This is a genomic window from Reyranella aquatilis (assembly GCF_020880995.1).
Taxonomy (GTDB): Bacteria; Pseudomonadota; Alphaproteobacteria; order Reyranellales; family Reyranellaceae; genus Reyranella; species Reyranella aquatilis.
Genome location: NZ_JAJISD010000002.1, coordinates 152727 through 176687 on the forward strand (window position 1 = coordinate 152727; position 23961 = coordinate 176687).

Genomic DNA, 23961 nt, shown 5'->3' on the forward strand with positions numbered 1-23961 from the left:
GCGCGGCGGGCTAGACCGTGGGCGCCATCGGGATGCCGAAGCGCGCCTTCAGTCGAGCCAGAACCTGGTCGCGGGTGTGACGGTAGGCATCGAGCCGCATCTCCCGCGACCCTTCCACCGCGCTGGGGTCGGGTGTTGGCCAGTACTCGACCTCGGTCGCCGTGCCGCGCGTGAACTCGAGCGCGCTGTGATGGGCTTCCGGCGACAGGGTGACGATCAGGTCAAAAGACGCCGGATCGACGTCGTCGAACGTCTTGGCATGGTGTCGATGGACGTCGATGTCGATCTCATCGAGCACGGACACCGCAAAGCCATCCACTTCGCTCGCGCGCACACCCACGGAGTCCACATAGAGAGACCGCCCGTAGAGCCGCTTGGCCAGCGCCTCGGCCATCGGCGACCGGACCGAATTTTCACTGCAGGCAAAGAGCAGGCTGGCGGGCAGTCCGGTCATTGCCCCGCCGCCGTCACGACTTGATGTGAAGGGCGCAGATCAGCGTGAACAGCCGCCGCGCGGTGTCGTGGTCGATCTCGATCTTTCCGTCGAGCCGTTCGCGCAACAGCTCGGAACCCTCGTTGTGAAGGCCGCGCCGGCCCATGTCGAGCGCCTCGATCTGCCCCGGCCCGAGCTTCTTGATGGCCGCATAGTAGCTCTCGCAGATCAGGAAATAGTCCTTCACGACCTTCCGGAAGGGCGTCAGCGACAGCACGATGTCGCGCAGCTTCTCGTCGGCCTCGTTGCGCACGTCGAACACCAGTCGCTGCTCGAAGATGCCGATGCGCAGGCGGTAGGGTCCGGGCTGGTTGCCGACGAGGCAGAAATCATTCTCCTCCATCAGGTCGAACAGGGCGACCGCGCGCTCGTGCTCGACCTCGGGCGTTCGGCGTGCGACCGAGTCCTCGTCGAGCACGACGTCGACGATGCGCCGCGACTTGTCGGTCGACACGTCCGGCACGGTCAGCGTCCCAGCCGCAACGAAACGGAGCGACCGTGCGCCCCGAGCCCCTCTGCCTCGGCCAGCGCGAGCGCCGATGGACCGAGCGCGGCGAGCGACTGCGGCGTGCAGGCAACGAGAGACGTGCGCTTCAGGAAGTCCGCGACACCGAGGCCGCCGGAGAAGCGCGCGGCACGGGAAGTCGGCAACACGTGGTTGGTGCCGGCCACGTAATCGCCGATCGCCTCGGGCGTATGACGACCGAGGAAGATCGCGCCGGCATGGCGGATCTTCTGCGACAGCGCCTCGGCCTCCGCCATCTCCATCGCCAGCTCGACATGCTCGGCGGCGATCGCATCGACGATCGGCGGGGCGTCGGCAAGATCGCGCACCAGGATGACGGCGCCATTGTCGCGCCAGCTCGCGCCGGCGATTTCCGCACGGTCGAGGGTCTCGAGTTCCACCTCGACCGCCCGAACCACGGCGTCCGCGAACGCCGCGTCGTCGGCAATCAACACCGACTGCGACGACGGATCGTGCTCGGCCTGCGACAGGAGGTCGGCGGCGATCCACTGCGGATCGTTGTGCCGGTCGGCGACGACCAGGATCTCCGACGGGCCGGCGATGAGGTCGATGCCGACCTGGCCGAACACGCGGCGCTTGGCGGCCGCGACATAGGCATTGCCGGGGCCGGTAATCTTGTCGACCGGCCTGATGGACTGCGTGCCGTAGGCGAGAGCAGCGACCGCCTGCGCGCCGCCGATGCGCCAGACCTCGTCGGCGCCGGCGATCTCGGCCGCCAGCATGACCAACGGGTTGAGCGTGCCGCCCGGCGTGGGCACCACCATGACGATGCGCCGGACGCCCGCGACCTTGGCCGGCAGGATGTTCATCAACACTGACGAAGGATAGGCCGCCGTGCCGCCGGGAACATAGACGCCGGCGGCATCGACGGGGCGATAGCGCGCGCCGAGCCGCGTGCCGGTGCTGTCGGTGAAGTCGACGTCCTTGGGCAGCAGTGCGCGGTGGAAGGCCTCGATTCGCTTGGCGGCGAAGGCCAGCGCCTCGCGTTGCGCCGCCGGCACCTTTGCCGCCGCGGCCGAGCGCTCGGCGTCCGAGAGGCGCATGTTCTCCGCCGTGATGCCCGGCCAGTCGAACTTCGCGGTGTAGTCGACGACGGCGGCATCGCCGCGCGCGCGCACGTCGGCCACGATGCCGGCGACGACGCGGTCGACATTCTCGTCGGTATCCCGATTGCGCCCGAGGAAGGCCGAAAATTCCTTTTCGAAACCCGGCGCCGAAGCGTCGAGCCTAAGCGGCACGGGCGGCCCCCTGGGCAACCTCGCGGAACCGGTCGATCCAGTGGCCGACGCGCTCCGGCCGCGTCTTGAGCGCGGCGCGGTTCACGATGAAGCGCGAGGTGATGTCGGCGATGTGCTCGATCTCGACCAGCCCGTTGTCCTTCAGCGTGCGCCCGGAATCGACGAGGTCGACGATGCGATGGCTGAGGCCGAGCGACGGCGCCAATTCCATCGCGCCCGAGAGCTTGACGCACTCGGCCTGGACTCCCCTCGCCGCGAAGTGCTTGCGCGTCACCTCGGGATACTTGGTGGCGATGCGCACGTGGCTCCAGCGCCGTGGATCGTCGCTGCCCGCCATCTCGACGGGTTCGGCGACGGCCAGCCGGCACTTGCCGATGCCGAGATCGATCGGCGCGTAGATCTCGGGATAGTCGAATTCCATCAGCACGTCGGCGCCGGCGATGCCGAGATGGGCGGCGCCGAAGGCCACGAAGGTCGCCACGTCGAAGGAGCGCACGCGGATGATGTCGAGGTCGGGATGGTTGGTCGTGAAGCGGAGCTGGCGGGCATCCGGATCGGCGAAGGCCGCTTCCGGTTCGATGCCGGCGCGCGCAAACACCGGGGCCGCCTCCTTGAGGATGCGTCCCTTGGGCAGCGCCAGGATGAGCTTCTCGTTTGCCTCGCTCGACACGACTGATTCTCCAGTAACGAACGCCCGCCCCTCGTCGGAGCCGGAAGGGCTATTCGACCGGGTGAGCGGGCTTCCACGGGGTGGGCCAAGGCTCCCCGACATCCCCCAAATGGCATGCGAGCCGGCCGATTTCCAGCCGTATGGCCCGGCCGGCCGAGAAGCGCACGAGCACTGAACGCTCGTTTTCCAGCACTACGGCCAGCACTTCCAGCATCCGGTCGGGTTCGCCGGTCGGGATGTCATGGTGCCGCACGGCCGTCACCTCGTTGAAAACGAGGGCGGAATGGGTACGGGAGTGACCCTCCCCCGCCGCCGGATCGGCCTCCCAGCGGAACCGGTTGAGCAGCAGGACGAAGCGCTTCTCGTCCTTGAGGTAGGCGCAGTCGCGCACCGCCACCAGCGCGTCCTGGACGGCCGCCGAGACGATGGCGAGATCGTCGGCGTCGAGGGCGGAGAGCTTGAGCTTGGCGGTCATCCGGCTCAGCCCTTCACGCGCTCGATGTCGGCACCGCAGGCGCTGAGCTTCTCTTCCAGCCGCTCGAAGCCGCGGTCGAGGTGGTAGACGCGATGGAGCATCGTGTCTCCCTCGGCCGAGAGGCCGGCGATGGCCAGCGACACCGAGGCGCGCAGGTCGGTCGCCATCACTTCGGCGCCCCGCAGCTTCGGCACGCCGCGCACCAGCGCGGACTGGTGATGGATGGTGACGTTCGCGCCCATGCGCGCCAGCTCCGGCACGTGCATGAAACGGCTTTCGAAGATCGTCTCGGTGATCATCGAGGCGCCCTCGGCGCGCGTCATCAGGGCCATCATCTGGGCCTGCAGGTCGGTCGGAAAGCCGGGGAACGGTTCGGTCATCACGTCGACGCCGTGCAGTGCCCCGTTGGTCCGGTGGACGCGCATGCCCTTCTCGGTGTCTTCCAGCGTGACGCCGGCGGCGCGCAGGCTGGCGGCCACCGTATCGATCAGGTCGACGCGGCCGCCGATCAGCTCGACGTCGCCCGCCGTCATGGCAACGGCCATGGCATAGGTGCCGGTCTCGATGCGATCGGGAATGACCGCATGCTCGATCGCGTTGAACGAGGTCACGCCCTCGATGGTCAGCGTCTCGGTTCCGATGCCGCCGATCGGCACGCCCATGGCCGACAGGCATTCGGCGAGATTGGTGATCTCGGGCTCGCGCGCGGCATTGTCGAGCACGGTCGTGCCCCTGGCGAGCGCCGCCGCGATCATCAGGTCCTCGGTCGCGCCCACCGACACCTTGGGGAAGGTATAGCGGCCGCCGCGCAGGCCCTTCGGCGCGCGGGCCACCATGTAGCCGCCGTCGATGTCGATCTCCGCACCCATGGCCTTCAGCCCCGCGATGTGCAGGTCGACCGGACGCGCGCCAATGGCGCAGCCGCCCGGCAGCGAAACCTTGGCCTGGCCCTCGCGCGCCAGCAGCACGCCCAGCACCAGCATCGAGGCGCGCATCTTGCGCACGATGTCGTAGGGCGCGGTGGTCGAGGTGATCTTCGAGGCCTTGAGCACCAGGGTGGTGCCGTGGCTGTGGCCGTTCTCCCCTGCAGCCGCCGAGATCTCGACGCCATGCTGCTGCAGGAGCTGCATCATGGTGGTGATGTCGGCCAGGCGCGGTACGTTGTGCAGCGTCAGCGGCTTGTCGGTCAGCAGCGACGCCACCATCAGCGGCAGGGCCGCGTTCTTTGCGCCGGAGATACGGATCTGGCCCTTGAGCTGGCGGCCGCCCCTGATGCGAATTCTGTCCATGGTCGCCTCCGCTCAGATTTTCGGCAGGGTGACGCCGCGCTGGCCCTGATACTTGCCGGCCTTGTCGCGATAGGAAACCTCGCAGGGCTCGTTGCCCTGGAGGAAGAGGAACTGGCAGGCGCCCTCGTTGGCGTAGATCTTGGCGGGCAGCGGCGTGGTGTTGGAGAACTCCAGGGTCACGTGACCCTCCCACTCCGGCTCGAGCGGCGTCACGTTCACGATGATCCCGCAGCGCGCATAGGTCGACTTGCCGACACAGATGACCAGCACATCGCGCGGGATGCGGAAGTATTCGACCGTCCGCGCCAGCGCGAAGGAATTGGGAGGGATGATGCAGACATCGGTGTTGCGGTCGACGAAGCTCTGCTGATCGAAGTTCTTCGGGTCGACCACCGAGGAATTCACGTTGGTGAAGATCTTGAAGTCGTTGCCGACGCGGGCGTCGTATCCGTAGGACGACAGGCCGTACGAAATGACGCCCTCGCGCTTCTGGGCGTCGACGAAGGGCTCGATCATGCCCTTCTCCTGCGCCATGCGGCGAATCCAGCGGTCGGAAAGAATGCTCATCAGGGGGCGCTTCTAAAGGAGGGAGGGGGCCGGCTCAACCGCCGGTCTTGACCGCGGCCGGACCGAGATCCGAGCCGGCCGGCCGGCCTGTGTCCGGCGGCTTCGGGACATCCCCCTTGGCGCGCGCCTGCGCCTTGCGCCGCTTCAGGTTTTCGCGCAGAGCAGCAGCGAGCCGTTCGGCGCGTTCGTCCTTCTCCGGAACGGGTTTCGAGGGGGCCGTCATGGTCGGGAGGATACACCATTGATCGAGGCCCTGCGCACGCCAGATGAACGGTTCGCCGATCTTCCGGACTGGCCTTTTGAGCCGAAATACCTGGAGCGGCCCGATGCGCTGCGCCTGCACTATATCGACGAGGGCCCCCGGGATGCCGGTAAAACCTTTCTCTGCCTGCACGGCCAGCCCACCTGGAGCTATCTCTACAGGCGCATGATCCCCCATTTCACGGCGGCCGGGCACCGGGCCGTCGCGCCGGATTTCCTGGGCTTCGGCCGCTCGGACAAGCCGAAAGACGAAGCCCCCTACACGTTCGAGTTCCATCGCGACACGATGCTCGGGGTGATCGAGGCGCTCGATCTGCGCAACATCGTGCTGGTCGTGCAGGACTGGGGCGGCCTGATCGGGCTGACCCTGCCGATGGCCGCCCCCGAGCGCTACACGGGGCTGTTGGTGATGAACACCGATCTCGGCACGGGCGATCGCCCGCTCGGCCAGGGATTTCTCGCCTGGCGCGACTTCTCCAACCGCAGTCCCGACCTGAACATTGCCGGCCTGATGAAGCGCGCCTGTCCGCATCTCTCCGATGCCGAAGCGGCCGCCTACGGCGCGCCCTATCCCGACTTATCTTACAAGGCAGGCGTCCGACGCTTTCCCAATCTCGTGCCCGACAGGCCCGACGCCGGCGGCGCCGCTCTGTCCCGCGAGGCGCGGACCTTCTGGCGCGAGCGCTGGACCGGCAAGAGCCTGATGGCGATCGGCATGAAGGACCCCGTCCTGGGCCCACCGGTGATGCGCGAGCTTCACGCCGTCATCCGCAACTGCCCGCCGCCGATGGAAATCGCCGACGGCGGACACTTCGTGCAGGAATGGGGCGAAGAAATCGCCCGCGAGGCCCTGAAGCGGCTCTAGCTCAGTCGCCCGCCGCCGGGATGCCGGTGAGCGGCTCGTCGCCTCGCTTCTTCGAATGGTCGGCCGCCAGCATCACATAGACGGCCGGCACCACGAACAGGGTGAACAGCGTACCGACCGCCAGGCCGCTCGCGATCACCAGGCCCATCGAGAAGCGCGAGAGCGCGCCCGCACCCGTCGCCACGATCAGCGGCACCACGCCCAGCACCATCGCCGCCGTCGTCATCAGGATCGGGCGGAGACGGATACCGGCGGCTTCGAGGATGGCCTCGCGCCGCGACTTGCCGGCTTCCTGCAGCTCGTTCGCCACCTCGACGATCAGGATGCCGTGCTTGCTGATCAGCCCCATCAAGGTCACCAGGCCGACCTGGGTGTAGATGTTCAGCGTCGCGCCCGGCATGCCGACCGTGCTGAGCGCCATCAGGAAGATGAGCGCGCCGGCGATCGACATCGGCACCGAGAACAGGATGATCAGCGGGTCGCGGAAGCTCTCGAACAGCGCCGCGAGCGACAGGTAGATGATGATCAGGGCGAAGCCGAAGGTGACGATGAAGCCCCCGGTCTCCTGGATGTACTGCCGCGACGCGCCGCCGTAGTCGATCGAGTAGCCCTGCGGCAGCGTGCGCTGCGCCAGTTCCTTCAGCGTGTCCAGCGCCTCGGCCTGCGACACGCCGGGGAAGGCAACGCCCTGGATGGTGGCGCTGTTGAGCTGCTGGAAATGGTTGAGCGACTGCGGGATCGCCTTGGTGACGATCTTCGCGACCGTCGACAACGGCACCGAGGAGCCGTCGGCCGCCTTGATGTGATAGTCGAGGATCTGGTCGATGTTCTGCCGCGAGGCCTGCTGGACCTGCGGAATCACCTTGTAGGACCGGCCGTCGAGCGCGAAGTAGTTGACGTAGCCGCCGCCCAGCATCGAGCCCAGCGCGCCGCCGATGTCGCTCATCTTCAGCCCGAGCTGGGCCGCCTTGTCGCGGTCGATCACCACGGTGGCCTGCGGCGCGTCGATCTTGAGGTCGGTGTTGAGGAAGATGAAGCGGCCGGTGGCGAGCGCCTCCTGCAGGAACTTCTGCGCCACATCGTTCAATGCGTCGAACCCGCCCGTGGTGTTGATCACGAACTGGATCGGCAGGCCGGTCGAGCCGGGCAGCGGCGGCGGCTGGAAGGCCACGACCTGCGCGCCGGCAATCCCCGCCAGCTGCTGCTGCATGATCGGCTGCAGCTGGTTGGAGGTCTGCGTGCGTTTATCCCACGGCTTCAGCACGTAGCCCGCGATCGACTGGCCGGGCACGTCGAGCTGGAAGACGTGATCGGTCTCGGGATGGCTGGCGCCGATCTTGTAGATCTCGCGCGAGTAGATCTGGCGCTGGTCGATGGTCGAATTGGGCGCCGAGGTCGCGAAGCCGATGATGATTCCCTGGTCCTCCTGCGGCGCCAGCTCGCTGCTGGTCGCAGAGTAGAGGAAGAAGATGCTGCCCAGCACCAGCACGGCGAAGGTCGCCGTCACCGGCAGGTAGTTGAGGCTGCCCGTCAGCCAGCGCGAATAGCCGCGGCGCAGGCTGTCGAAAACGCGGTCGATGCCGCGGATCAGTCGGGCCTCCCAGCCGCGGTCGGCCGCCTCGTGCGGCTTCAGCATGCGCGAGCACATCATGGGCGAGAGCGTCAGCGCCACGATCGCCGAGATGGTGACCGCGCCCACCAGCGTGAAGGCGAACTCGGTGAACAGCGCGCCGGTGAGTCCGCGCTGGAAGCCGATCGGCACATAGACCGCGATCAGCACCACGGTCATGGCGATGATCGGCCCGCCCAGCTCGCGCGCCGCCTGGATGGCCGCGGGGAAAGGCTTCTGCCCCTCCTCGAGATGGCGGTTCACGTTCTCGACCACGATGATGGCGTCGTCGACCACCAGGCCGATCGCCAGCACCAGCGCCAGCAGGGTCAGCAGATTGATGGAGAAGCCGAAGGCCGCCATCATCGCGAATGTGCCGATCAGCGACAGCGGAATGGCGATCACCGGGATGATCACCGAGCGCACCGATCCCAGGAAGGCGAAGACGACCAGGGTCACGATCACCAGCGCCTCGATCAGCGTGCGGATCACCTCGTCGATCGAGGAATTCACGAACTCCGTCGAATCGTAGATGATCTGCCCGTTCAGGCCCTGCGGGAGCTGCGCCTGGATCTGCGGGAAGATATCGCGGACGCCCTTGATGACGTCGAGCAGGTTGGCCGCCGGGGCCACCTGGATGCCGATATAGACCGCCTTCTGGCCGTCGAAACTCACCTCGGATTCGTAGTCGTCGGATCCCAGGGTTACGTTGGCGACGTCGCTGAGGCGCACGATCGCGCCGCCCTCCTGCTTGAGGACGAGGTTGCGGAATTCCTCGAGCGAGCTCAGCGCCGTCGAGGCCTTCAGCGTGACCTGCACCATCTGGCCCTTGGTCGTGCCGAGGCCCGCGATGTAGTCGTTCGCCGTCAGCGCCTGCCCCACATCGGCGGCGGTCAGCCCGTAGGCCGCGAGCTTCTGCGGATCGAGCCAGGCGCGCAGCGCGAAGTTCTTGGCGCCAAGCAGCTCGGCCGTCTGCACGCCCTCGACCGCCTGCAGCTTGGGCTGCACGACGCGCACCAGGTAGTCGGTGATCTGGTTGGGCGCGAGTTCGGTGCTGTTGAAGCCAATGTACATCGCATCGATCGTCTGGCCGATCTTCACCGTCAGCACCGGCTGCTGCGTGCCGGCGGGCAGCCGGTTCAGCACGGAACTCACCTTGGTGTTGATCTCGGTCAGCGCCTTGCTCGAATCGTAGTTGAGCCTCAGGTAGACCGTGATGGTGCTGACGCCGCTCTGGCTGGTCGACGTCATGTAGTCGATGCCGTTGGCCTGGGCGATCGCCTGCTCCAGCGGCGTCGTGATGAAGCCCGCAATGACGTCGGGATCGGCGCCGTAATAGGTCGTCGTGACCGTGACGACGGCGTTCTCGGTACGCGGATACTGCAGCACCGGCAGGGCGCTGATGGCGCGCAGGCCGACGACGAGGATCAGCAGGCTCACCACGCTCGCCAAGACCGGACGGCGGATGAAGATATCGGTGAACTTCATGGGACGATGTCCTGCAGGCTGGATTACTTGTCGACGATCTTCGGCGCGGGGTCGTTGGTCGGTACGGCGCTGTTGTTCACGACGATCGGCACGCCGTTGCGCAGCTTGATCTGGCCGGAGGTGACGACCGTGTCGCCCTCCGACACGCCCTTCAGGATCGCGACCTGGTCGCCGCGCGTGGCGCCCGTCGTGACGAAGACCTGGCGCGCCGAGAGCTGCGGCTTGCCATCCGGGCCCTGGCCCTTTTCATCCACGATGTAGACGAGCGAGCCGTAGGGATTGTAGCTCACCGCGGTCTGCGGCAGCGTCACCAGCCGCTGCGCCGCCCCGGTGTCGAGCTCGACCGTGGCGAACATGCCGGGCAGCAGCTTCTGGTCGACGTTGGGCAGCGTCGCGCGCACCTGCACGTTGCGGCTGCCGGTCTCGATCTTCGGGTTGATGGCCGTGATCTCGCCTTCGAAGGTGCGGTCTGGGAAGGCGTCGATCCTGGCCCTCACCTTGTTGCCGACCGCGATCTGCGCCACCGCCTGCTGGGGCAGCAGGAAGTCGACGAAGATCGGATCGAGCGACTGCAGCGTCGCGATCATCGTGCCGGCGGCGAGGAACTGGCCGAGATCGACCTGGCGCAGGCCGAGCTTGCCGTCGAACGGCGCGCGCAGCGTCTTCTTGTCGAGGATTGCCTTCTGCACGGCGACCTGCGCGCGGGCGTTGCGAAGGTTGGCCTCGTCGTTGTCGACGATGGCCTGGCTGATCGCCTGGGCCTTGAGCTGCTTCACGTCGCGGTCATAGGTGATCTGCGCGAGAGACGCCGTCGCCTCGAGCGACTGCAGCCGCGCTTCCTCATCCTCCTTGCGCAGGGTCAGCAGCACCTGTCCGGCCTTCACCTCGTCGCCCGACTGGAAGGTGATGGTCTCGACCACACCCGGCACTTCGAGCGAGAGCTCGGCGCCGCGCACGGCGCGCAGACTGCCGACCGCGTCGATCTTCGGCTGCCATTCGCTCGTCACGGCCTTGGTGGCCGAGACGGTCTGGGGCGTGTTGGCCATGCCGGCCATCGCTTCCTTGATCTTGCCGTTGACGAAGGTCTTGAAGCCGAACAACCCGCCGAGCACTGCGCCGACGAGAATGAGCATGATGAGCATTCGCTTGATCATCGTATGCCTCTTGCACTGAACTGGATTGAGTTTCTGTCGCGGATGAAGCGGCCGGTCAGTGACCGGCGCGCGGAAGCCTGATGTCCTGGACCGGGGGCAGCGTGAAACGCGACGGCGTCCCCATGGATTTCGGATCGACGTCGCTGCGGTGCCACCAGCCACCCCCCAGCGCCTGGAACAGCGCCGCCGTGTCCGAGTAGCGCGCAGCCTGCGCCCGCAGCCGGTTGATGACCGCCGTCTGGTAGGTCTGCTGGGCGTTGAGCAGGATCAGGTAGTTCACGGCGCCCAGCTGGTACTGCTGCTCGGAGAGTTTGAGGCTCGCCGCAGCGGTCTGCTCGGCCGCCACCTGGGCGCGCAGCGTATCGGCATCGGCCTGCAGCGCGCGCAGCGCATTGGCGACGTCCTGGAAGGCCGACAGCACGACGCCGCGATACTGGGCCGCGGCGCGCTCGTAGGCCGCGATCGCCGCCTTGCGCTGGCTGTCGAGCCGCCCGCCGTCGAACACGGTCTGCGCGATGCCGAGGCCGATGCTCCACACGCCCGTTCCGGGCATGAACATCGTCGCGATTCCGCCCGAGGTGAAGCCCAGCAGGCCGGTGATCGTGAACTGCGGCATCTGGTTGGCGACGGCGACACCGATGTCGGCGCTTGCCGAACGCAGCTGCGCCTCCGCGACCCGAACGTCGGGCCGCTGCTCGACCAGCGTCGAGGGCAAGCTGAGCGGCAACTCGGTCGGCAGCTTCAGCTTGGCGAGATCGAAGCTCTCGCCGCGGTCCTGGTCGGGAGTCCGGCCGACCAGGCGCATCAGCTGGTTGCGCTGGACCGCGAGCTGCTTCTGCAGCGGCGGCAGCGTCGCCTGCGTCTGCGTCAGCGCCGCTTCCTGCGCCAGCACGTCGGCCCGCGAGGCGCCGCCGAGATCGAACTGGCGCCGCACCACCCCCAGCGAATTGTTGAGGATGGCGATGATGCCGTTGGTCGCGTCGATCTGCGCCTGCAGCGAGGCCAAGTTGACCGCGGCCACGACGACGTTGGAGGTGAGCGTGAGATAGGTCGCCTCGAGCTGGAAACGCTGGACCTCCGCCAACGCCTCCTTGGATTCGACCTGCCGCCGGACGCCGCCGAAGATGTCGGGCGAATAGGAGATGTTCAGCGAAGCGGACGTGACGCCGAACATCGTGCCGGCTCCCGTCTGGCCCTGCGATGCCGGCGAGGCGAGCTGCTGCTGCCCGGAACCGTTGGCGCTGAGCGTGGGGAACAGGCTGCCCTGCTGGGCGAAGAAATTCTCGCGCGCCTGCCGAACCGCCGCCTGCGCCGCATCGACATCGGGATTGGCCTGCATCGCCTCCCGGACCAGCGCATCGAGCTGCGGCGACTGGAACAGCGTCCACCACTCGCCGGGAATGTCCTTCTCGGGCACGAAGGTCTGCGCCGCGCCGCCCGGCCCCGCCGCCGAGCTGGTCTGCGGCGCCAGGGCCTCGGGCGTGTATCCGGTCGAAGTCGGTTTGGCGGGCTTCACGAAATCCGGACCTGCAGTGCACCCGGCAAGCAGAAGCGCCGTGAAGGCGACGAGGAAAGGCGAACGCGTGGACATGGTCTTACTCGCGAACTAACGGGGGACTGCGGCGGCGCGACAGATGGCGAGCGTGTGATCGCGCACGATCTGCTTGATCAGGCGGACGCTTTCCTCGTCGAAGCCGGTGGCGGCGAGGATGGGTCGCTTGTTGTTGCTGCAGAAGATGACGACCTGTCCGATCAGCGCCATCGTGCGCATCGTCATCTCGGGATCGGTCTCGGGCTTGCCGTGGATGCGCGACAGTAGGGCGAGACAGGGATTGAAGATCTGTCGCATGCCGTTGTCGTGCAGCCGGTCGAGACCCGGCGTCTCCTCGACCTCGGCGCGGGCAAAGAAGAGACGGCGGCTTTCGACCTGCGCGCCGCTCGTGACCAGCGTAACGAAGGTCTCCAGCATGTCGCACAGAAGCTCGGTCAGCTCGGCCGGGGTGGTGTCGGCCCGGTCGAGCGCGGCCCGCACGCGGGGCGACACGCCGGCCATGTGCCGCTCCGTGTCGGCCACGATGTCCTCGATGATGGCCCGGTAGAGGCCCTCCTTGTTGCCGAAATAGTACTGGATGGCCGGCAGGTTCACGCCCGCGCCATCGGCGATCTGCCGGGTGCTGGCGCCCTCGTATCCCTGGGCGGCGAACAGATCGAGCGCGGTTTCGAGGATTCGGCGCCGTGTGTCCTCGCCCCGGGCCTGGACGGCAAGGCGGCGGCGGACGGGGGTTTGCGGCTCGATCATCGGGGTCCTGAACAGCGTTAAGTCGAAGCTGTTTAGTATCGATCGATATAGTATGTCAATCGATAGATATTATCTTGCACCACGCAAATTATAATCGTTCGCGCCGAAGACTGACGCACGCGTGTCCGGCCCGGCAATGGACCGGCCGCATCGTCGTTCTCACGCCCCCGAAGGGGTCGCGAGGCGACTTCAGAAATCGAGTTTGGCGGCCAGCGACTTCGGCACGCGCACCGGCATGTCGAGCAGCATCTGCGCGAAGGCCTTGGCCAGCGGATCGGCCTTGAGCGAGGCCATGCCGCCGCCGCCCAGCGCCTGGCGCAGCAGGAAGTTGAAGCCCTTGATGCCGGGCAGTCGCCAGCGGGTGACGGGACCCTTGATGCGGTGCGCGAAGTACTTCGCCACCGCCTCCTCCGTCACCTCGGCGTCGAGGATCGGCTCGTACTCCGGCTGGCGCGCGAAGATGCCGATGTTGGCGTTGTCGCCCTTGTCGCCGGAGCGGCCATAGGCCAGCGCGATCAGCGGCACGGTCGCGGTGTCGCCCGCCGGCGCCGGGGTTGCGGGCGGCGCCTCGACCGGAAGCTGTGCCGCCGTGAAGCCGGCGCTCAGCGCGCCTTCCTGCATCGCGATCTGGTGGCCGCCGATGTCGACCGTGACCGGTACCATCGTCTTGGGCACCAGGCAGGAGAACATGCGGATCACCGGCGAGGGCGAAACGCGACCGGCGCCGAAGCTGCCCGTCATGCCGACCACGCCGCCTGTCGACATCGGGGCGATCTCGCGGCCGAGCAGCGCCAGTGCCTCCTTCTGGTCGTGGCGTGCGGCGATCTTCACCACGACCTCGCGCGCGTCGGGCACGCGGCCATGCGGCCCATAGGTCGCCTCGCTGCCTATGATCTCGATGCTGACGTCCCGGTAATCCGCGAAGCCCCTTTCGGCGAACAGGCGGCGCGTCTTCGTGACGATCGACTCGGCGCTGTGCCGGCCCTTGGCCACTGCCTCGCGCCCGCCCAGCATGAAGATCGAGCTGAACTTGTAGCCGTCGGGCCAGGTGGTCGAGACCTTGTACGTGTCGGTGGGCGGCCGGCCCCTCGCGCCGCTGACGCGCACGCGGTCCTTGCCCACCTGTTCGTAGGTCGCCTGGGTGAAGTCGCAGACCACGTCGGGCACCATGTAGGCGCGCGGATCGCCGATCTCGTAGAGCATCTGCTCGGCAACGGTTGCGGGAGTGATCAGGCCGCCTGTGCCGTCGGGCTTGGAGAGCACGAAGCTGCCGTCGCTCGACACCTCGGCGATCGGGAACCCCATGTCGTCGTAGCCGGGCACCAGCCGCCAGTCGGTGAAGTTGCCGCCGTTGCACTGAGCGCCGCATTCGATGATGTGGCCGCACAGCGTGCCGGCGGCGAGCCGGTCGAATTCCTGCGGCGTCCACGAAAACGCGTGGATCAGCGCGCCCAGCGTCACCGCCGAATCGACGCAGCGGCCGGTGATGACCAGGTCGGCGCCCTCGGCCAGCGCGCGGGCGATCGGGAAGCCGCCGAGATAGGCGTTCATGCTGGCGATCTTCGACGGCAGCTCCGCACCCGTGTCCATTTCGCGGATGCCGGCAGCGCGGAACTCCTCGACCCTGGGCAGGATGTCGTCGCCCAGCACGACGGCGACCTTCAACGTCACGCCGGCCGCTTCGCAGGCCTTCAGCACGGCGTCGCGGCAGGCCAGCGGATTGACGCCGCCGGCATTGGTCACGACCTTGATCTTCTTCTCGGCGATTTCTCGAGCGAGCGGCGCCATCACGACCGACACGAAATCGACCGCATAGCCCGCCTGCGGGTTGCGCAGTTTCTGCGCCGCCATGATCGACATGGTGACTTCGGCGAGATAGTCGCTCACCAGATAGTCGACGTTGCCGTGCCGGACGAGCTGCGCCGCGGCGGTCTCGGTGTCGCCCCAGAAGCCGGAATGGCAGCCGATGCGGACCGTCTTCTCAACCATCGCACTGCCCTCCCGCGAGCCTACTTCCTCTTGCGATTGACGAACGCTCCCATGCGCTCGATGTGCTCACCCTCCGCGACCGACTGGGCGAAGGAATCGATGCCGGCCTGCACCGCCTCGTCGAGCGGCAGGCGCTCCCAGCGGCGCATCAGGCGCTTCTGGGCGCGCACCGCGAGCGGCGTCGCATCGACGATGGAATGCACGCAACGCTCGATCGCGGCATCGATCTTCGCCGTCTCGACCCTCTCCTCGATCATGCCCCAGGCCTCGGCCTTGGCGGAATCGATGTTCTCGCCTGTGAGCAGCAGCCACGAGGTGCGGCCCCAGCCGATCAGGCGCGGCAGCAAAGCCGCCTCGACGACGGAGGGAATGCCGACCTTGACCTCGGGCATGCCGAAATGCGCCGTGTCGGTGGCGATGCGCAGGTCGCAGGCGGCCGCCACCTCGAGGCCGGCGCCCAGCGTGTAGCCCTCGAGCCGGCAGATCACCGGCACGGGGCAGTCGCGGATCGACTGGCAGAGCTTGTGGACCATGGTGATGAAGGCGCGACCGTCCTCCGACGTGCGCATCCCCGCCATGTGGTTGATGTCGGCACCGCCGATGAAGGCGCGGCCGCCCGCGCCCGAGAAGACGACGACGCGCAGGTCCTCCTCGGCCGACAGCGCGTGGAAGGTCGCGGTGAGGTCGTGCAGGGCCGGCGGGTTCAGGACGTTGAGACGCCGCGCATTGTCGAACACGAGATGGGCGACCACACCGGCATCGCGCTTCTCGCGACGAACCTCGATCTTGTGGGCGGATTCGGCCATGACGTTTCGCTCCGTGGCTCTTTGTGATTGGGTGATTCTCTTCTATTAGAACCCGCCAACGACGCTTCACAAGAGACAATGCCCGACACCCTTCCCGACCTTGCCTCCTGGGGCATAGACCTCTCGCGCTACACCGTCTTCGTGCCGCCGGATCCGTTCGAGGATCATGTCGGGCCGTTCTTCTTCCAGTTGCAGGGCGACGCACGAAAGGCGGGCGCGGTCCATTGCGTGCTGCCGACGCTGCCGCGCCACGGCAACTACATGGGCGGCGTGCATGGCGGCGGCATCCTCACCCTGGCCGACTACGCGCTGTGCATCGTGGCCGGCCGCGCAGCCGACGGCGGCACCAACAGCTCCTTCGCCGTGACGGTGAGCATCGCCGTCGAGTTCCTGAACGGCGCCCGCATCGGGCCGCCGCTCGAAGCGCGCGGCGAGCCGCTGCAGGTGACGGGCCGACTGGCCTTCGCACGCGGCTCGATCACCCAGGAGGGCCGCACCATCGCCCTGTGGTCGGGCGTGTGCCGCCACGTGGCGCGCGCCAAGGCGATGGCGCGCAAGGACGAGCAGGCGCCGTCGCGGATCGCGCTGCCGCCGCAGGTCGTGCCGGAGGGCTTCGAGCCCTACAAGGCGAGCGCCTACTCCACCCATATCGGCCCGGCCTACGTGCGCAAGGAAGCGGACGGCGCCTCGCTGGTGCAGCCGACGCTCACCCGCATGTGCAATTCAGGCGGCGCGCTGCACGGCGGCTACATGATGAGCTTCGCCGATACCGCCATCACGCGCGCGGCGGCCCTGAACAGCGACCTCGCGCCCACCACGGTCTCCTTCGCGGCGGAATTCCTGTCTGCCGGCAACATTTCCGCGCCGCTGGTGACGCGCGTGCAGATTCCGAAGCAGGGCAAGTCCATCGCCTTCCTACGCGGATTGCTTGAGCAGGACGGCCGCGCCCTGCTCTCCTACTCCGCGACGGTGATGCTGAGGCCGCGCCGCTGATCAGGACGCGGCGACCTGTGCCGCGACCCTCGCCACTTCGTCGCTGAAACCCACGTCGAGGCGGCGCACCGCCGGAAGGTCGCGTGCCCTGGCGGCCTGCTCGACGGCGGCCGCGGCCTGCCTCAATCCCTCCGCGCCGATCATGCCGGATGCGCCCTTCACGCGGTGCGCCGCCTGCGCGATCCGTTCGAGATCGTCCGTGCCGCCAATCTCCCGGGCCGCCTCCCGCGCCGTGTCGAGGAACTCGCGCTCGATCTCCGCTACGACGGCGGCATCGTCGCCGAACAGTTCGATCAGCCGGGCGCGGTCGTAGGCCTGGCTCACGCCGCCCGCTCGCAGTTCGTTTGCGGCAGCCATACGTCGAGCGTGGCGCGCAACTGCTCGATGCCCACGGGCTTGGTGATGAAGCCGTCCATGCCGGCGGCGCGGCTGCGCTCCTCCTCGTCCTCCAGCGTGCTGGCGGTGATGGCGAGGATCGGCAGGCGCGCAGCGCCGGTCGCCGCCTCGGCGGCCCGGATCCGTCGTGCCATCTCGAAACCGTCCATGTCGGGCATCTGCAGGTCGGCGAGCACGAGATCGTAGCGGCCGCCGCGCAGCAGCTTGAGCGCCTGCTCGCCGCTTGCCGCCACATCCGTCGAGGCACCGGCAAGTTCGAGCTGTCGCGCCAGGATCTTGCGGTTGACCGAGTTGTCGTCGACCACCAGCACGCGGCCCTGCAGCCGGTCGGGCGCAGGCGGGGTTTGCGCCGCGGCGGACGGGACGCCGGGGCGGCCGACCGCCTGCGCGATCGCCCGCACCAGGCCATCGCGACGCCAGGGCCGCTTGAGGGTCGCCAGGGCCATCCGCACCGGGAAGCCCGCGATGCTCACCGACGGCTGGTTCGAGACAAGGTGTTCCACGTCGGCGCCGGCGTCATGCAGGTAGCGGGCGAAGGCGGCTCCTTCTTCGGGGTCGGGCAAGGCCAGCACGAGCGACAGGCCCTCGAGAGGCCGCTCCGGGCGAGCCGTGCGGGAAGGTGCTTCGCGCAGTCTCACATCGACGACGAAGCTGGACCCGGCGCCCGGCTCGCTCTCGATCGCCACACTGCCCTGCATCGCCTCCGCCAGCCGGCGCACGATCGACAGGCCGAGGCCGGTACCGCCGAAGCGCCGCGTCGTCGAGCTGTCGGCCTGCACGAACGGCTGGAACAAGCGGTCGCGCTGGGCCGCCGTCAGGCCGATCCCCGTATCGACGACCCTGAAGCGGAGCGCCAGCACGGCCGGCGCACCGGGCGGACCGGCCGCGGCGGGCGTGCGTTCCAGGACGAGGCGGACCGAGCCGCGTTCGGTGAACTTCAGCGCATTGCCCAGCAGATTGAAGAGGATCTGCTGCAGGCGCAGCGGATCGCCGAGCGCGCGCGCCGGCACGTCGGGCGCCACGAAGGCCGACAGGACCAGTCCCTTCTCGTCCGCCCGGGCGGCCAGCGCCTCGGCCACGCCTTCGACCAGCTCGACCGTCGAGAAGTCGATCGGCTCGAGATCGAGATGCCCGGCCTCGATCTTCGAGAAGTCCAGGATGTCGTCGATGATGCGCAACAGCGCGGAAGCCGAGTAGCGGATGGTGCCCAGCGATTCGCGCTGCTCCAGGGTGAGCCGGGTTCGTTCCAGCACGTCGATCGTGCCCAGGACGCCGTTCATGGGCGTGCGAATCTCGTGGCTCATGGTGGCGAGGAAGGTCGACTTGGCCTGGTTGGCCTTCTCGGCCTCGCGCTGCGCCGCCAGCGCGGCGTCGTAGGCGACCTGCAGGCGGCGCGCGAGATCCTCCTTCTCGTAGGCCAGCGCGATGTTGTCGTACTGCCAGCGGTGCACGTCGCGCACATAGGCCATCAGATGTCCGACATAGGCGGCACCGGCGATGCCGACGAGCTGGTAGAACGGCCCGCCCGAGGCGATCAGCACCAGCAGCAGCGGCGCCGCGGTCGCCACGGCAAAAGCATAGAAGGTCGGCGGATGCGCCGAGCGGATCGGCACCGCCGTGGTGACGGTGGCGAGCAGGACCAGCCCCAGCAGCATGCGCTGCAGCTCGAAATCCTTCGAGGCCAGCAGGAAGCCGGCCCACCCCCAGCAGGCGCCGCCCAGGAACGAGAAGCCCGCGAACCACCAGCCCCAGCGCAGTGCCTGGGCGTCGTCCGGGCGGGCGCGCGCGAAATTGTGGCGCAGCAGGTCGAAGCCGAAGGTGACCAGCAGATAGGCCGCGAAGGGCCCGGCCAGTTCGATGGGGTTGATCTGCCGCCAGTAGATGGCGGCGATCACCGGCCACAGGACGAAGGCGAAATAGCGCGACGGCGCCGAGCCCTCGAACAGGCGCCGAACCAGTTCGGCGCGGACGAACAGGTCCTGCCGGACCGCCGCCTGCGCCCCCTCCGGCAGCGCGCCCGGCGGCGCGTCCGTCCCGGCACTGGACCGGTCAGCGGTGACGATCGACATGAGCGGGCTCCTGGTGGGAGCACCAACCGTATCAAAAATATCAAGAAAACGATATAATTCGTTGAGAAATAGTGTTATTTTGAAGGCATTAGAGTTCGTTCATTTTGGTAAAATCATGCAGCAACCGTCGATTTTGCTGGTCGAGGACGACGCGTTCCAGCGCAAGGCCGCCGAGGCCTATCTCACTCAGAACGACCTCAAGGTCACGGCCGTCGAGAACGGCGCCCAGATGCGCCGCCAGGTCTCGCGGGCCATGCCCGACCTCGTCCTGCTCGACGTCCAGCTTCCCGGCCCGGAGGACGGCTTCGCCCTGGCCCGCTGGCTGCGCGAGACCAGCACCCGCGTCGGCATCATCATGCTGACGGCGTCGGCCGACCCGGTGGACAAGGTGCTGGGACTGGAGAGCGGTGCCGACGACTATGTCGCCAAGCCCTATGAGCCGCGCGAACTGCTCGCCCGCTGCAAGAGCGTGCTGCGCCGGTCGGTGAACAAGGCCACCCCCTCGCGTCTGGAGCGCGTGCGCATGGGCGGCCACATGCTCGACCTGGCCAAGCGTCAGCTCGTGGACGCAGAGAACGGCGACGTGCCGCTGACCTCGGGCGAGTTCGACATCCTGAAGACCTTCGCCGAGAACCCCAACCGGCCGCTGTCGCGCGACTGGCTGCTCGAGACGACCAGCCATCGCGCCCGCGACCCGTTCGACCGCGCGATCGATCTCCGGATCACGCGCATCCGCCGCAAGATCGAGCCCGCCCCCGACAAGCCGACGGTCATCCGCACCGTGCGCGGGGTCGGCTATATGTTCGTGCCGCCTGCCGAATAGCCGCGCTATAAGGGCCGGCCCCGGCCCGCCCGGGGCGCGGCCGGACGGTTGCGGGGGCCCGTAGTTCAGCGGTTAGAACGAGCCGCTCATAACGGTTATGTCGCAGGTTCGAATCCTGCCGGGCCTACCAACCACCCGCTGCCGCGAATACCGGCGGGGAGCGGTCAACCCGGAACGCCCCATTCTCCGGCAATTCTTGGATCTCAGAGTCGGCTAAGAAATCCTCATGGTTGATATACGCACCGGCCGTCCGGCCACTCTCGCGCCCAACGGTATGGTCACATCCCCGCATTCACTGGCGTCACAGGCCGGCGTCGATGTGTTGAGAGCAGGCGGATCGGCGGTCGATGCCGCCATCGCCACCAGCGCCGCGCTTTCGGTGCTCTATCCGCATATGACGGGCGTGGGCGGTGACGCTTTCCTGCTTGTCCACGACGCCAAGACCGGTGCCGTGCGCTACATCGACGGTGGCGGACGTGCTGCCGCGGCCGGCACGATCGACGCCTTCGCCCGGCGCGGCCTGGCCGAGATACCCTATCGCGGCGTACTGCCCGGCACCCTCACCGTTCCAGGCGCAGTCGCGAGCTGGGGCATGGCCCACGCCGCCTATGGTCGCTTGCCTTTGAAGCGCTGCCTGGAGAGCGCCATCGGCTACGCCCGCAATGGCTTCCCGGTGACGGCGCGGCTCGCCTACTGGCGCGAACTGGCGCGTGAGGAACTGGCGAAAAGCCCCGAAGCGGCGGCCATCTTCCTGAAGGACGGCGCCATTCTCACCAACCCCGATCTCGCAAGGACCCTGGAGGCGATCGCCAGTGACGGCTGGCACGGCTTCTATGAGGGTGAAGTCGCGGGCGAATTGGCGCGTTGGTCGAAAGCCAACGACGGCTTCTTTACTCTGGACGACCTGAAGACGCAGAACGCGCGCTGGGGCGAACCGCTGAAAGGCAGCTACCGCGACGTCACGATCTACGAAACGCCAGCACCCACGCAGGGTTTCGCCGTGCTGGAGATGCTGAACCTGCTCGAGCCGATGGAGATGCACAGGAAGCCCTTTCTGGGCCCCGACTATGTGCACTTGATGGTCCAGGCCAAGCAGCTCGCCTATCACGACCGCGACCGTCATCTCGCCGATCCACGCTTCGCGTCTGTCCCGATGGAGCGCCTGATATCGAAGAAATATGCCGATGAGCGGCGTGCTCTGATGGACCCGGCCCGAGCCTTGCCATGGGACAAGATCCCCTCCTACGGCAGCCTGGCCGGTGACACGGTTTATATCGCCGTGGTCGACGCCGAGGGCAATGCGGTGTCGATGATCCATTCCCTCTATGGCGGCTTCGGCGCCGCGGTCGTGGCGGGTCGCACCGGAGTTGTCCTGCAGAATCGTTCGGCCTATTTCTCGCTCGATCCCAAGAGCCCCAACCGGGTCGAGCCCGGCAAGACGCCATTGCACACGCTGATCGCCTCGATGGCGTTCCGCGACGACAGGCTGTGGGCTGTGGTGGGCTGCATGGGCGCCGACGGCCAGCCTCAGATCCACCTGCAAACCTATCTCGCCCTGATCGACCACGGTCGCGACATCCAGGAGGCGCTTGAGACACCACGATTCCTGTCCGGCCGCTTCGCCATCGGCGAGCCACGCGACACGCTGCACCTCGAGGGACGCATTCCGGCCGAGACCATTGCCGAGCTCGAACGACGCGGCCACATGGTCAATCGCTGGGGCGCCTGGAACGAACTCGCAGGCCACGCCCACGGCATCACCGTGGACCCGGTCAGCGGCCTGCGCGTCGGCGGCTCGGATCCGCGCAGCGACGGCGCCGCGATCGGGTATTAGCAGGCTGCGTCCTACAGAGACATCGCCGGGAGCTCCTCCCCTCGCACCCGCGCAATCAGCCGACGCCTGCCGATGTGCTTTGCCTCTTCCCGGGTTCAAATCCTCCGCCAGAGCGGCCAGGTCGCGGCGAGCGCCAGCAGGCCCATCACGCCGGTGATCGCCGTGGCTTCGGGCGCTCCGATGAGATCGGCGAGCCAGCCCAGCCAGACGAAGCCGATCGGGCCGGTGCCGATGCAGACCGAAAGCACACCCAGGATGCGCGAGCGCATTTCCATCGGCGCCGCGAGATAGACGAGCGTGGCCTGCAGGGTGGCGAAAGTGGCGCCGGCGAGGCCGGTCACCAGCATCGCCACACCCGCCAGCAGAGGCGTGGGCGCCGCCGCAAAGCCGATCAGCCCGACCAGGTAGGCGGCCGTGCCGCCGACATAGGCGCGGGCATGCCAGCCCGGCGTCAGCCACAGCGCGAGCAGCAGGCAGCCGGCGAAGGCGCCGACGCCGTCGATGCTGGTGAGCAGACCGACGCCTTCGGGGCCAAGCAGCAGCCGGTCTGCGCCGATCACAGGGATCATACTGGTGAAGGGCCAGGCGAAGACATTGTAGATGACGGTGACCGCCATGATCGCACCGAGGCGGCGGTCGGAAAAGATGAGCGCCACGCCCTCCCAGGTGCGGGCGAGCACGGCTCCGGCACCGGGCGAGGACGGGATGTGGCTCTGCACCATCAAGGTGGCGGCGACGGCCGACGCGTACAGTGCCACGCTCAGCAGGAAGGCACCTTCGATACCGACGCCTGCCAGCAGCAGGCCGCCGGCGGCGGGCCCCACCATGCGGCTCACATTGCCGGCGCCGACATCGAGCGCCATGGCGATGGCCATGCGATCGCGGCCCATGACTTCGCCCATCATCACGCGCCGCAGAGGATTGTCGGTGGCCCAGCCGCAGCCGTTGATGAAACTGGCGACGGCGAGGTGCCAGACTTCCAGGGCTCCCGTGAAGGCGACGACGGAGAGCAGGGCCGAGGTGACCATCATGAGGCCGACGATGCCGGCCAGGGTCAGGCGGCGGTCGAACCGTTCGGCGAAGGCCCCGAGGAAGGCGCCGAACAGGCCCATCGGAACGAGGCGGAGCATGGTGATCATGGCGACGACCAGGGCGGAGCCGGTCTGCTGATAGACGACGATGCCCATGGCAACCGTTTCCAGCCAGCGCACGGTGGTGACGACGAAGCCGACGTACCACAGGCGCCAGAAATCCATCGGACTGGTCCGCAGCACCTGCTGGAACGAACTCGGCGTGTTCTTGTTGTTCTCGCCCATGCCGGCGCCGACTTTCGCGCACGGCGGCGCCAAAGTCTCCTGTCCTGACACCGGTACCAGGCTTTCCGTGAATGTGGCGTAACCTTGAACAGCGGACCCGCGCGATCAACCGCCGCCTGCCGAACTGCTTCAGCGTGCCCCAACCGTTCAGCTGCCACGCAATGCACGTATAGCCGGTGCTCATGCGCGGCGGCACGTGCCAGGCCGAAGTTCCAGCAGATTTCCTTCCATCTCATCCCGCAGGCCCGCATGCCTTGCTACGAGGACTGTCGGCACACAATGGTTCCGGTCCTTCAGTTCTTCGAAATGCACTCCTTCCGCGGCATACTGCCGTCGACTGGGACTGGCCGCTCGCTGGCGCCAGCCAACACATTCACGTCCGAGTACATGAAACTGATCGTCAAGAAGTCGCGGATCCACGGCAAAGGTCTGTTCGCCGGCGAAGACATTCCCTGGGGCGTCAAGATCATCGAATACAAGGGCGAGGTGATCCCGGATGCCGTCGCCTTGGCGCGCATTGCCGCCGGATCAGACTGCATCTTCGAGCTCGACAAGGACAAGAACATCGACGGCGCGGTGCGCGGCAACGAGGCCCGCTACGCCAACCACGACCGCCGCAAGCCCAACTGCTTCGTGCTTCGCGACAAGGGCCGGATCTGGCTCGTGGCTGGAATCGAGGGCATCCGCAAAGGCGAGGAGCTGACCTTCGACTACGGTTCCACCTTTTACGAACGCTAGCCGCGCCGGAAGCAAGCGAACAATGCGCTTGAAGTATCACAGGCGCGCCGTTCATACCCGCGG

The 23961-nt window shown here is 67.5% G+C and carries 22 protein-coding genes and 1 tRNA gene; 6 read left to right on the forward strand and 17 right to left on the reverse strand.

Annotation, left to right across the window (positions count from 1 at the left end; genetic code table 11):
• Positions 1-10 precede the first annotated feature (10 nt).
• The 8 genes from LJ725_RS06605 to LJ725_RS06640 are packed head-to-tail and all read right to left on the reverse strand — an operon-like array spanning position 11 to position 5481.
• The gene (locus tag LJ725_RS06605; protein ID WP_230549848.1) at positions 11-454 is read right to left on the reverse strand and encodes an arsenate-mycothiol transferase ArsC; all 444 of its coding nucleotides are present in this window, start codon (positions 452-454) and stop codon (positions 11-13) included.
• A 13-nt stretch (positions 455-467) separates the two neighbouring features.
• Positions 468-947: a UPF0262 family protein gene (locus LJ725_RS06610; RefSeq protein WP_289295510.1), complete on the reverse strand. Its 480-nt coding sequence runs from the start codon at positions 945-947 to the stop codon at positions 468-470.
• 11 nt (positions 948-958) lie between these two features.
• The gene (gene hisD / locus LJ725_RS06615) at positions 959-2257 is read right to left on the reverse strand and encodes a histidinol dehydrogenase (protein ID WP_230549850.1); all 1299 of its coding nucleotides are present in this window, start codon (positions 2255-2257) and stop codon (positions 959-961) included.
• Positions 2247-2927 carry an ATP phosphoribosyltransferase gene (hisG, locus tag LJ725_RS06620; protein WP_230549851.1) on the reverse strand — a complete coding sequence of 227 codons (681 nt, stop codon included), beginning with the start codon at positions 2925-2927 and terminating at the stop codon, positions 2247-2249. Before hisG ends, hisD begins: the two co-directional genes overlap by 11 nt.
• Before the next feature lie 49 nt (positions 2928-2976).
• Entirely contained in the window at positions 2977-3402 is a 426-nt protein-coding gene (locus LJ725_RS06625) for a DUF2948 family protein (RefSeq protein WP_230549852.1), read from the reverse strand.
• Positions 3403-3407: 5 nt separating this feature from the next.
• Positions 3408-4691 (reverse strand): UDP-N-acetylglucosamine 1-carboxyvinyltransferase, encoded by a 1284-nt coding sequence (gene murA, locus LJ725_RS06630; RefSeq protein WP_230549853.1) that lies wholly within the window; start codon positions 4689-4691, stop codon positions 3408-3410.
• Between the two features lie 12 nt (positions 4692-4703).
• A complete protein-coding gene (gene dcd, locus LJ725_RS06635; RefSeq protein ID WP_068190442.1) occupies positions 4704-5258 on the reverse strand; it encodes a dCTP deaminase in 555 nt (184 codons plus the stop codon).
• Positions 5259-5292: 34 nt separating this feature from the next.
• On the reverse strand, positions 5293-5481 hold the full coding sequence (locus tag LJ725_RS06640; protein WP_230549854.1) for a hypothetical protein: 189 nt from the start codon (positions 5479-5481) through the stop codon (positions 5293-5295).
• 18 nt (positions 5482-5499) lie between these two features.
• On the opposite strand from LJ725_RS06640, the gene LJ725_RS06645 reads away from it, so the two are divergent.
• Positions 5500-6384 carry a haloalkane dehalogenase gene (locus LJ725_RS06645; RefSeq protein ID WP_230549855.1) on the forward strand — a complete coding sequence of 295 codons (885 nt, stop codon included), beginning with the start codon at positions 5500-5502 and terminating at the stop codon, positions 6382-6384.
• Between the two features lies 1 nt (position 6385).
• Here the strand turns inward: LJ725_RS06645 and LJ725_RS06650 are convergent, their stop codons facing one another.
• The 6 genes from LJ725_RS06650 to LJ725_RS06675 form a co-directional block, all read right to left on the reverse strand.
• A complete protein-coding gene (locus LJ725_RS06650; protein ID WP_230549856.1) occupies positions 6386-9481 on the reverse strand; it encodes an efflux RND transporter permease subunit in 3096 nt (1031 codons plus the stop codon).
• 23 nt (positions 9482-9504) lie between these two features.
• On the reverse strand, positions 9505-10635 hold the full coding sequence (locus tag LJ725_RS06655; protein WP_230549857.1) for an efflux RND transporter periplasmic adaptor subunit: 1131 nt from the start codon (positions 10633-10635) through the stop codon (positions 9505-9507).
• A 55-nt stretch (positions 10636-10690) separates the two neighbouring features.
• Positions 10691-12226 (reverse strand): efflux transporter outer membrane subunit, encoded by a 1536-nt coding sequence (locus LJ725_RS06660; protein ID WP_230549858.1) that lies wholly within the window; start codon positions 12224-12226, stop codon positions 10691-10693.
• Between the two features lie 15 nt (positions 12227-12241).
• Positions 12242-12934, reverse strand: a complete 693-nt coding sequence (locus LJ725_RS06665) for a CerR family C-terminal domain-containing protein (protein WP_230549859.1) — start codon at positions 12932-12934, stop codon at positions 12242-12244.
• 189 nt (positions 12935-13123) lie between these two features.
• On the reverse strand, positions 13124-14923 hold the full coding sequence (locus LJ725_RS06670) for an acyclic terpene utilization AtuA family protein (RefSeq protein ID WP_230549860.1): 1800 nt from the start codon (positions 14921-14923) through the stop codon (positions 13124-13126).
• A 20-nt stretch (positions 14924-14943) separates the two neighbouring features.
• Positions 14944-15729: an enoyl-CoA hydratase gene (locus tag LJ725_RS06675; RefSeq protein WP_230549861.1), complete on the reverse strand. Its 786-nt coding sequence runs from the start codon at positions 15727-15729 to the stop codon at positions 14944-14946.
• 78 nt (positions 15730-15807) lie between these two features.
• Between LJ725_RS06675 and LJ725_RS06680 the strand changes: the two genes are divergently transcribed.
• Positions 15808-16722, forward strand: coding sequence for a PaaI family thioesterase (locus LJ725_RS06680; protein ID WP_230549862.1), 915 nt, complete (start codon positions 15808-15810; stop codon positions 16720-16722).
• Here the strand turns inward: LJ725_RS06680 and LJ725_RS06685 are convergent, their stop codons facing one another.
• Both LJ725_RS06685 and LJ725_RS06690 read right to left on the reverse strand, forming a co-directional pair.
• Entirely contained in the window at positions 16723-17046 is a 324-nt protein-coding gene (locus tag LJ725_RS06685) for an Hpt domain-containing protein (protein WP_230549863.1), read from the reverse strand. It lies immediately after the preceding gene.
• Positions 17043-19187 carry an ATP-binding protein gene (locus LJ725_RS06690; RefSeq protein WP_230549864.1) on the reverse strand — a complete coding sequence of 715 codons (2145 nt, stop codon included), beginning with the start codon at positions 19185-19187 and terminating at the stop codon, positions 17043-17045. Before LJ725_RS06690 ends, LJ725_RS06685 begins: the two co-directional genes overlap by 4 nt.
• Before the next feature lie 115 nt (positions 19188-19302).
• On the opposite strand from LJ725_RS06690, the gene LJ725_RS06695 reads away from it, so the two are divergent.
• The 3 genes from LJ725_RS06695 (at position 19303) to ggt (ending at position 21844) form a co-directional block, all read left to right on the forward strand.
• Positions 19303-20010, forward strand: coding sequence for a response regulator (locus LJ725_RS06695; protein WP_268990511.1), 708 nt, complete (start codon positions 19303-19305; stop codon positions 20008-20010).
• Between the two features lie 54 nt (positions 20011-20064).
• A tRNA-Ile gene (locus LJ725_RS06700) sits at positions 20065-20140 on the forward strand.
• Positions 20141-20236: 96 nt separating this feature from the next.
• On the forward strand, positions 20237-21844 hold the full coding sequence (ggt, locus tag LJ725_RS06705; protein ID WP_230549865.1) for a gamma-glutamyltransferase: 1608 nt from the start codon (positions 20237-20239) through the stop codon (positions 21842-21844).
• A gap of 95 nt (positions 21845-21939) precedes the next feature.
• Here ggt and LJ725_RS06710 read toward each other — a convergent pair whose 3' ends face one another.
• Positions 21940-23193: an MFS transporter gene (locus LJ725_RS06710; protein WP_230549866.1), complete on the reverse strand. Its 1254-nt coding sequence runs from the start codon at positions 23191-23193 to the stop codon at positions 21940-21942.
• Between the two features lie 354 nt (positions 23194-23547).
• Here LJ725_RS06710 and LJ725_RS06715 point away from each other — a divergent pair, with 354 nt between their 5' ends.
• Positions 23548-23898 carry an SET domain-containing protein gene (locus tag LJ725_RS06715; RefSeq protein WP_230549867.1) on the forward strand — a complete coding sequence of 117 codons (351 nt, stop codon included), beginning with the start codon at positions 23548-23550 and terminating at the stop codon, positions 23896-23898.
• Positions 23899-23961 lie beyond the last annotated feature (63 nt).

Bases quoted from the DNA above. Each gene is read 5' to 3' on its own strand.
- LJ725_RS06605 (WP_230549848.1), bottom strand. From the start codon at position 454: ATGACCGGACTGCCCGCCAGCCTGCTCTTTGCCTGCAGTGAAAATTCG.
- LJ725_RS06625 (WP_230549852.1), bottom strand. From the start codon at position 3,402: ATGACCGCCAAGCTCAAGCTCTCCGCCCTCGACGCCGACGATCTCGCC.
- murA (WP_230549853.1), bottom strand. From the start codon at position 4,691: ATGGACAGAATTCGCATCAGGGGCGGCCGCCAGCTCAAGGGCCAGATC.
- dcd (WP_068190442.1), bottom strand. From the start codon at position 5,258: ATGAGCATTCTTTCCGACCGCTGGATTCGCCGCATGGCGCAGGAGAAG.
- LJ725_RS06640 (WP_230549854.1), bottom strand. From the start codon at position 5,481: ATGACGGCCCCCTCGAAACCCGTTCCGGAGAAGGACGAACGCGCCGAA.
- LJ725_RS06650 (WP_230549856.1), bottom strand. From the start codon at position 9,481: ATGAAGTTCACCGATATCTTCATCCGCCGTCCGGTCTTGGCGAGCGTG.
- LJ725_RS06655 (WP_230549857.1), bottom strand. From the start codon at position 10,635: ATGATCAAGCGAATGCTCATCATGCTCATTCTCGTCGGCGCAGTGCTC.
- LJ725_RS06660 (WP_230549858.1), bottom strand. From the start codon at position 12,226: ATGTCCACGCGTTCGCCTTTCCTCGTCGCCTTCACGGCGCTTCTGCTT.
- LJ725_RS06665 (WP_230549859.1), bottom strand. From the start codon at position 12,934: ATGATCGAGCCGCAAACCCCCGTCCGCCGCCGCCTTGCCGTCCAGGCC.
- LJ725_RS06670 (WP_230549860.1), bottom strand. From the start codon at position 14,923: ATGGTTGAGAAGACGGTCCGCATCGGCTGCCATTCCGGCTTCTGGGGC.
- LJ725_RS06675 (WP_230549861.1), bottom strand. From the start codon at position 15,729: ATGGCCGAATCCGCCCACAAGATCGAGGTTCGTCGCGAGAAGCGCGAT.
- LJ725_RS06680 (WP_230549862.1), top strand. From the start codon at position 15,808: ATGCCCGACACCCTTCCCGACCTTGCCTCCTGGGGCATAGACCTCTCG.
- LJ725_RS06690 (WP_230549864.1), bottom strand. From the start codon at position 19,187: ATGTCGATCGTCACCGCTGACCGGTCCAGTGCCGGGACGGACGCGCCG.
- LJ725_RS06695 (WP_268990511.1), top strand. From the start codon at position 19,303: ATGCAGCAACCGTCGATTTTGCTGGTCGAGGACGACGCGTTCCAGCGC.
- ggt (WP_230549865.1), top strand. From the start codon at position 20,237: ATGGTTGATATACGCACCGGCCGTCCGGCCACTCTCGCGCCCAACGGT.
- LJ725_RS06715 (WP_230549867.1), top strand. From the start codon at position 23,548: ATGAAACTGATCGTCAAGAAGTCGCGGATCCACGGCAAAGGTCTGTTC.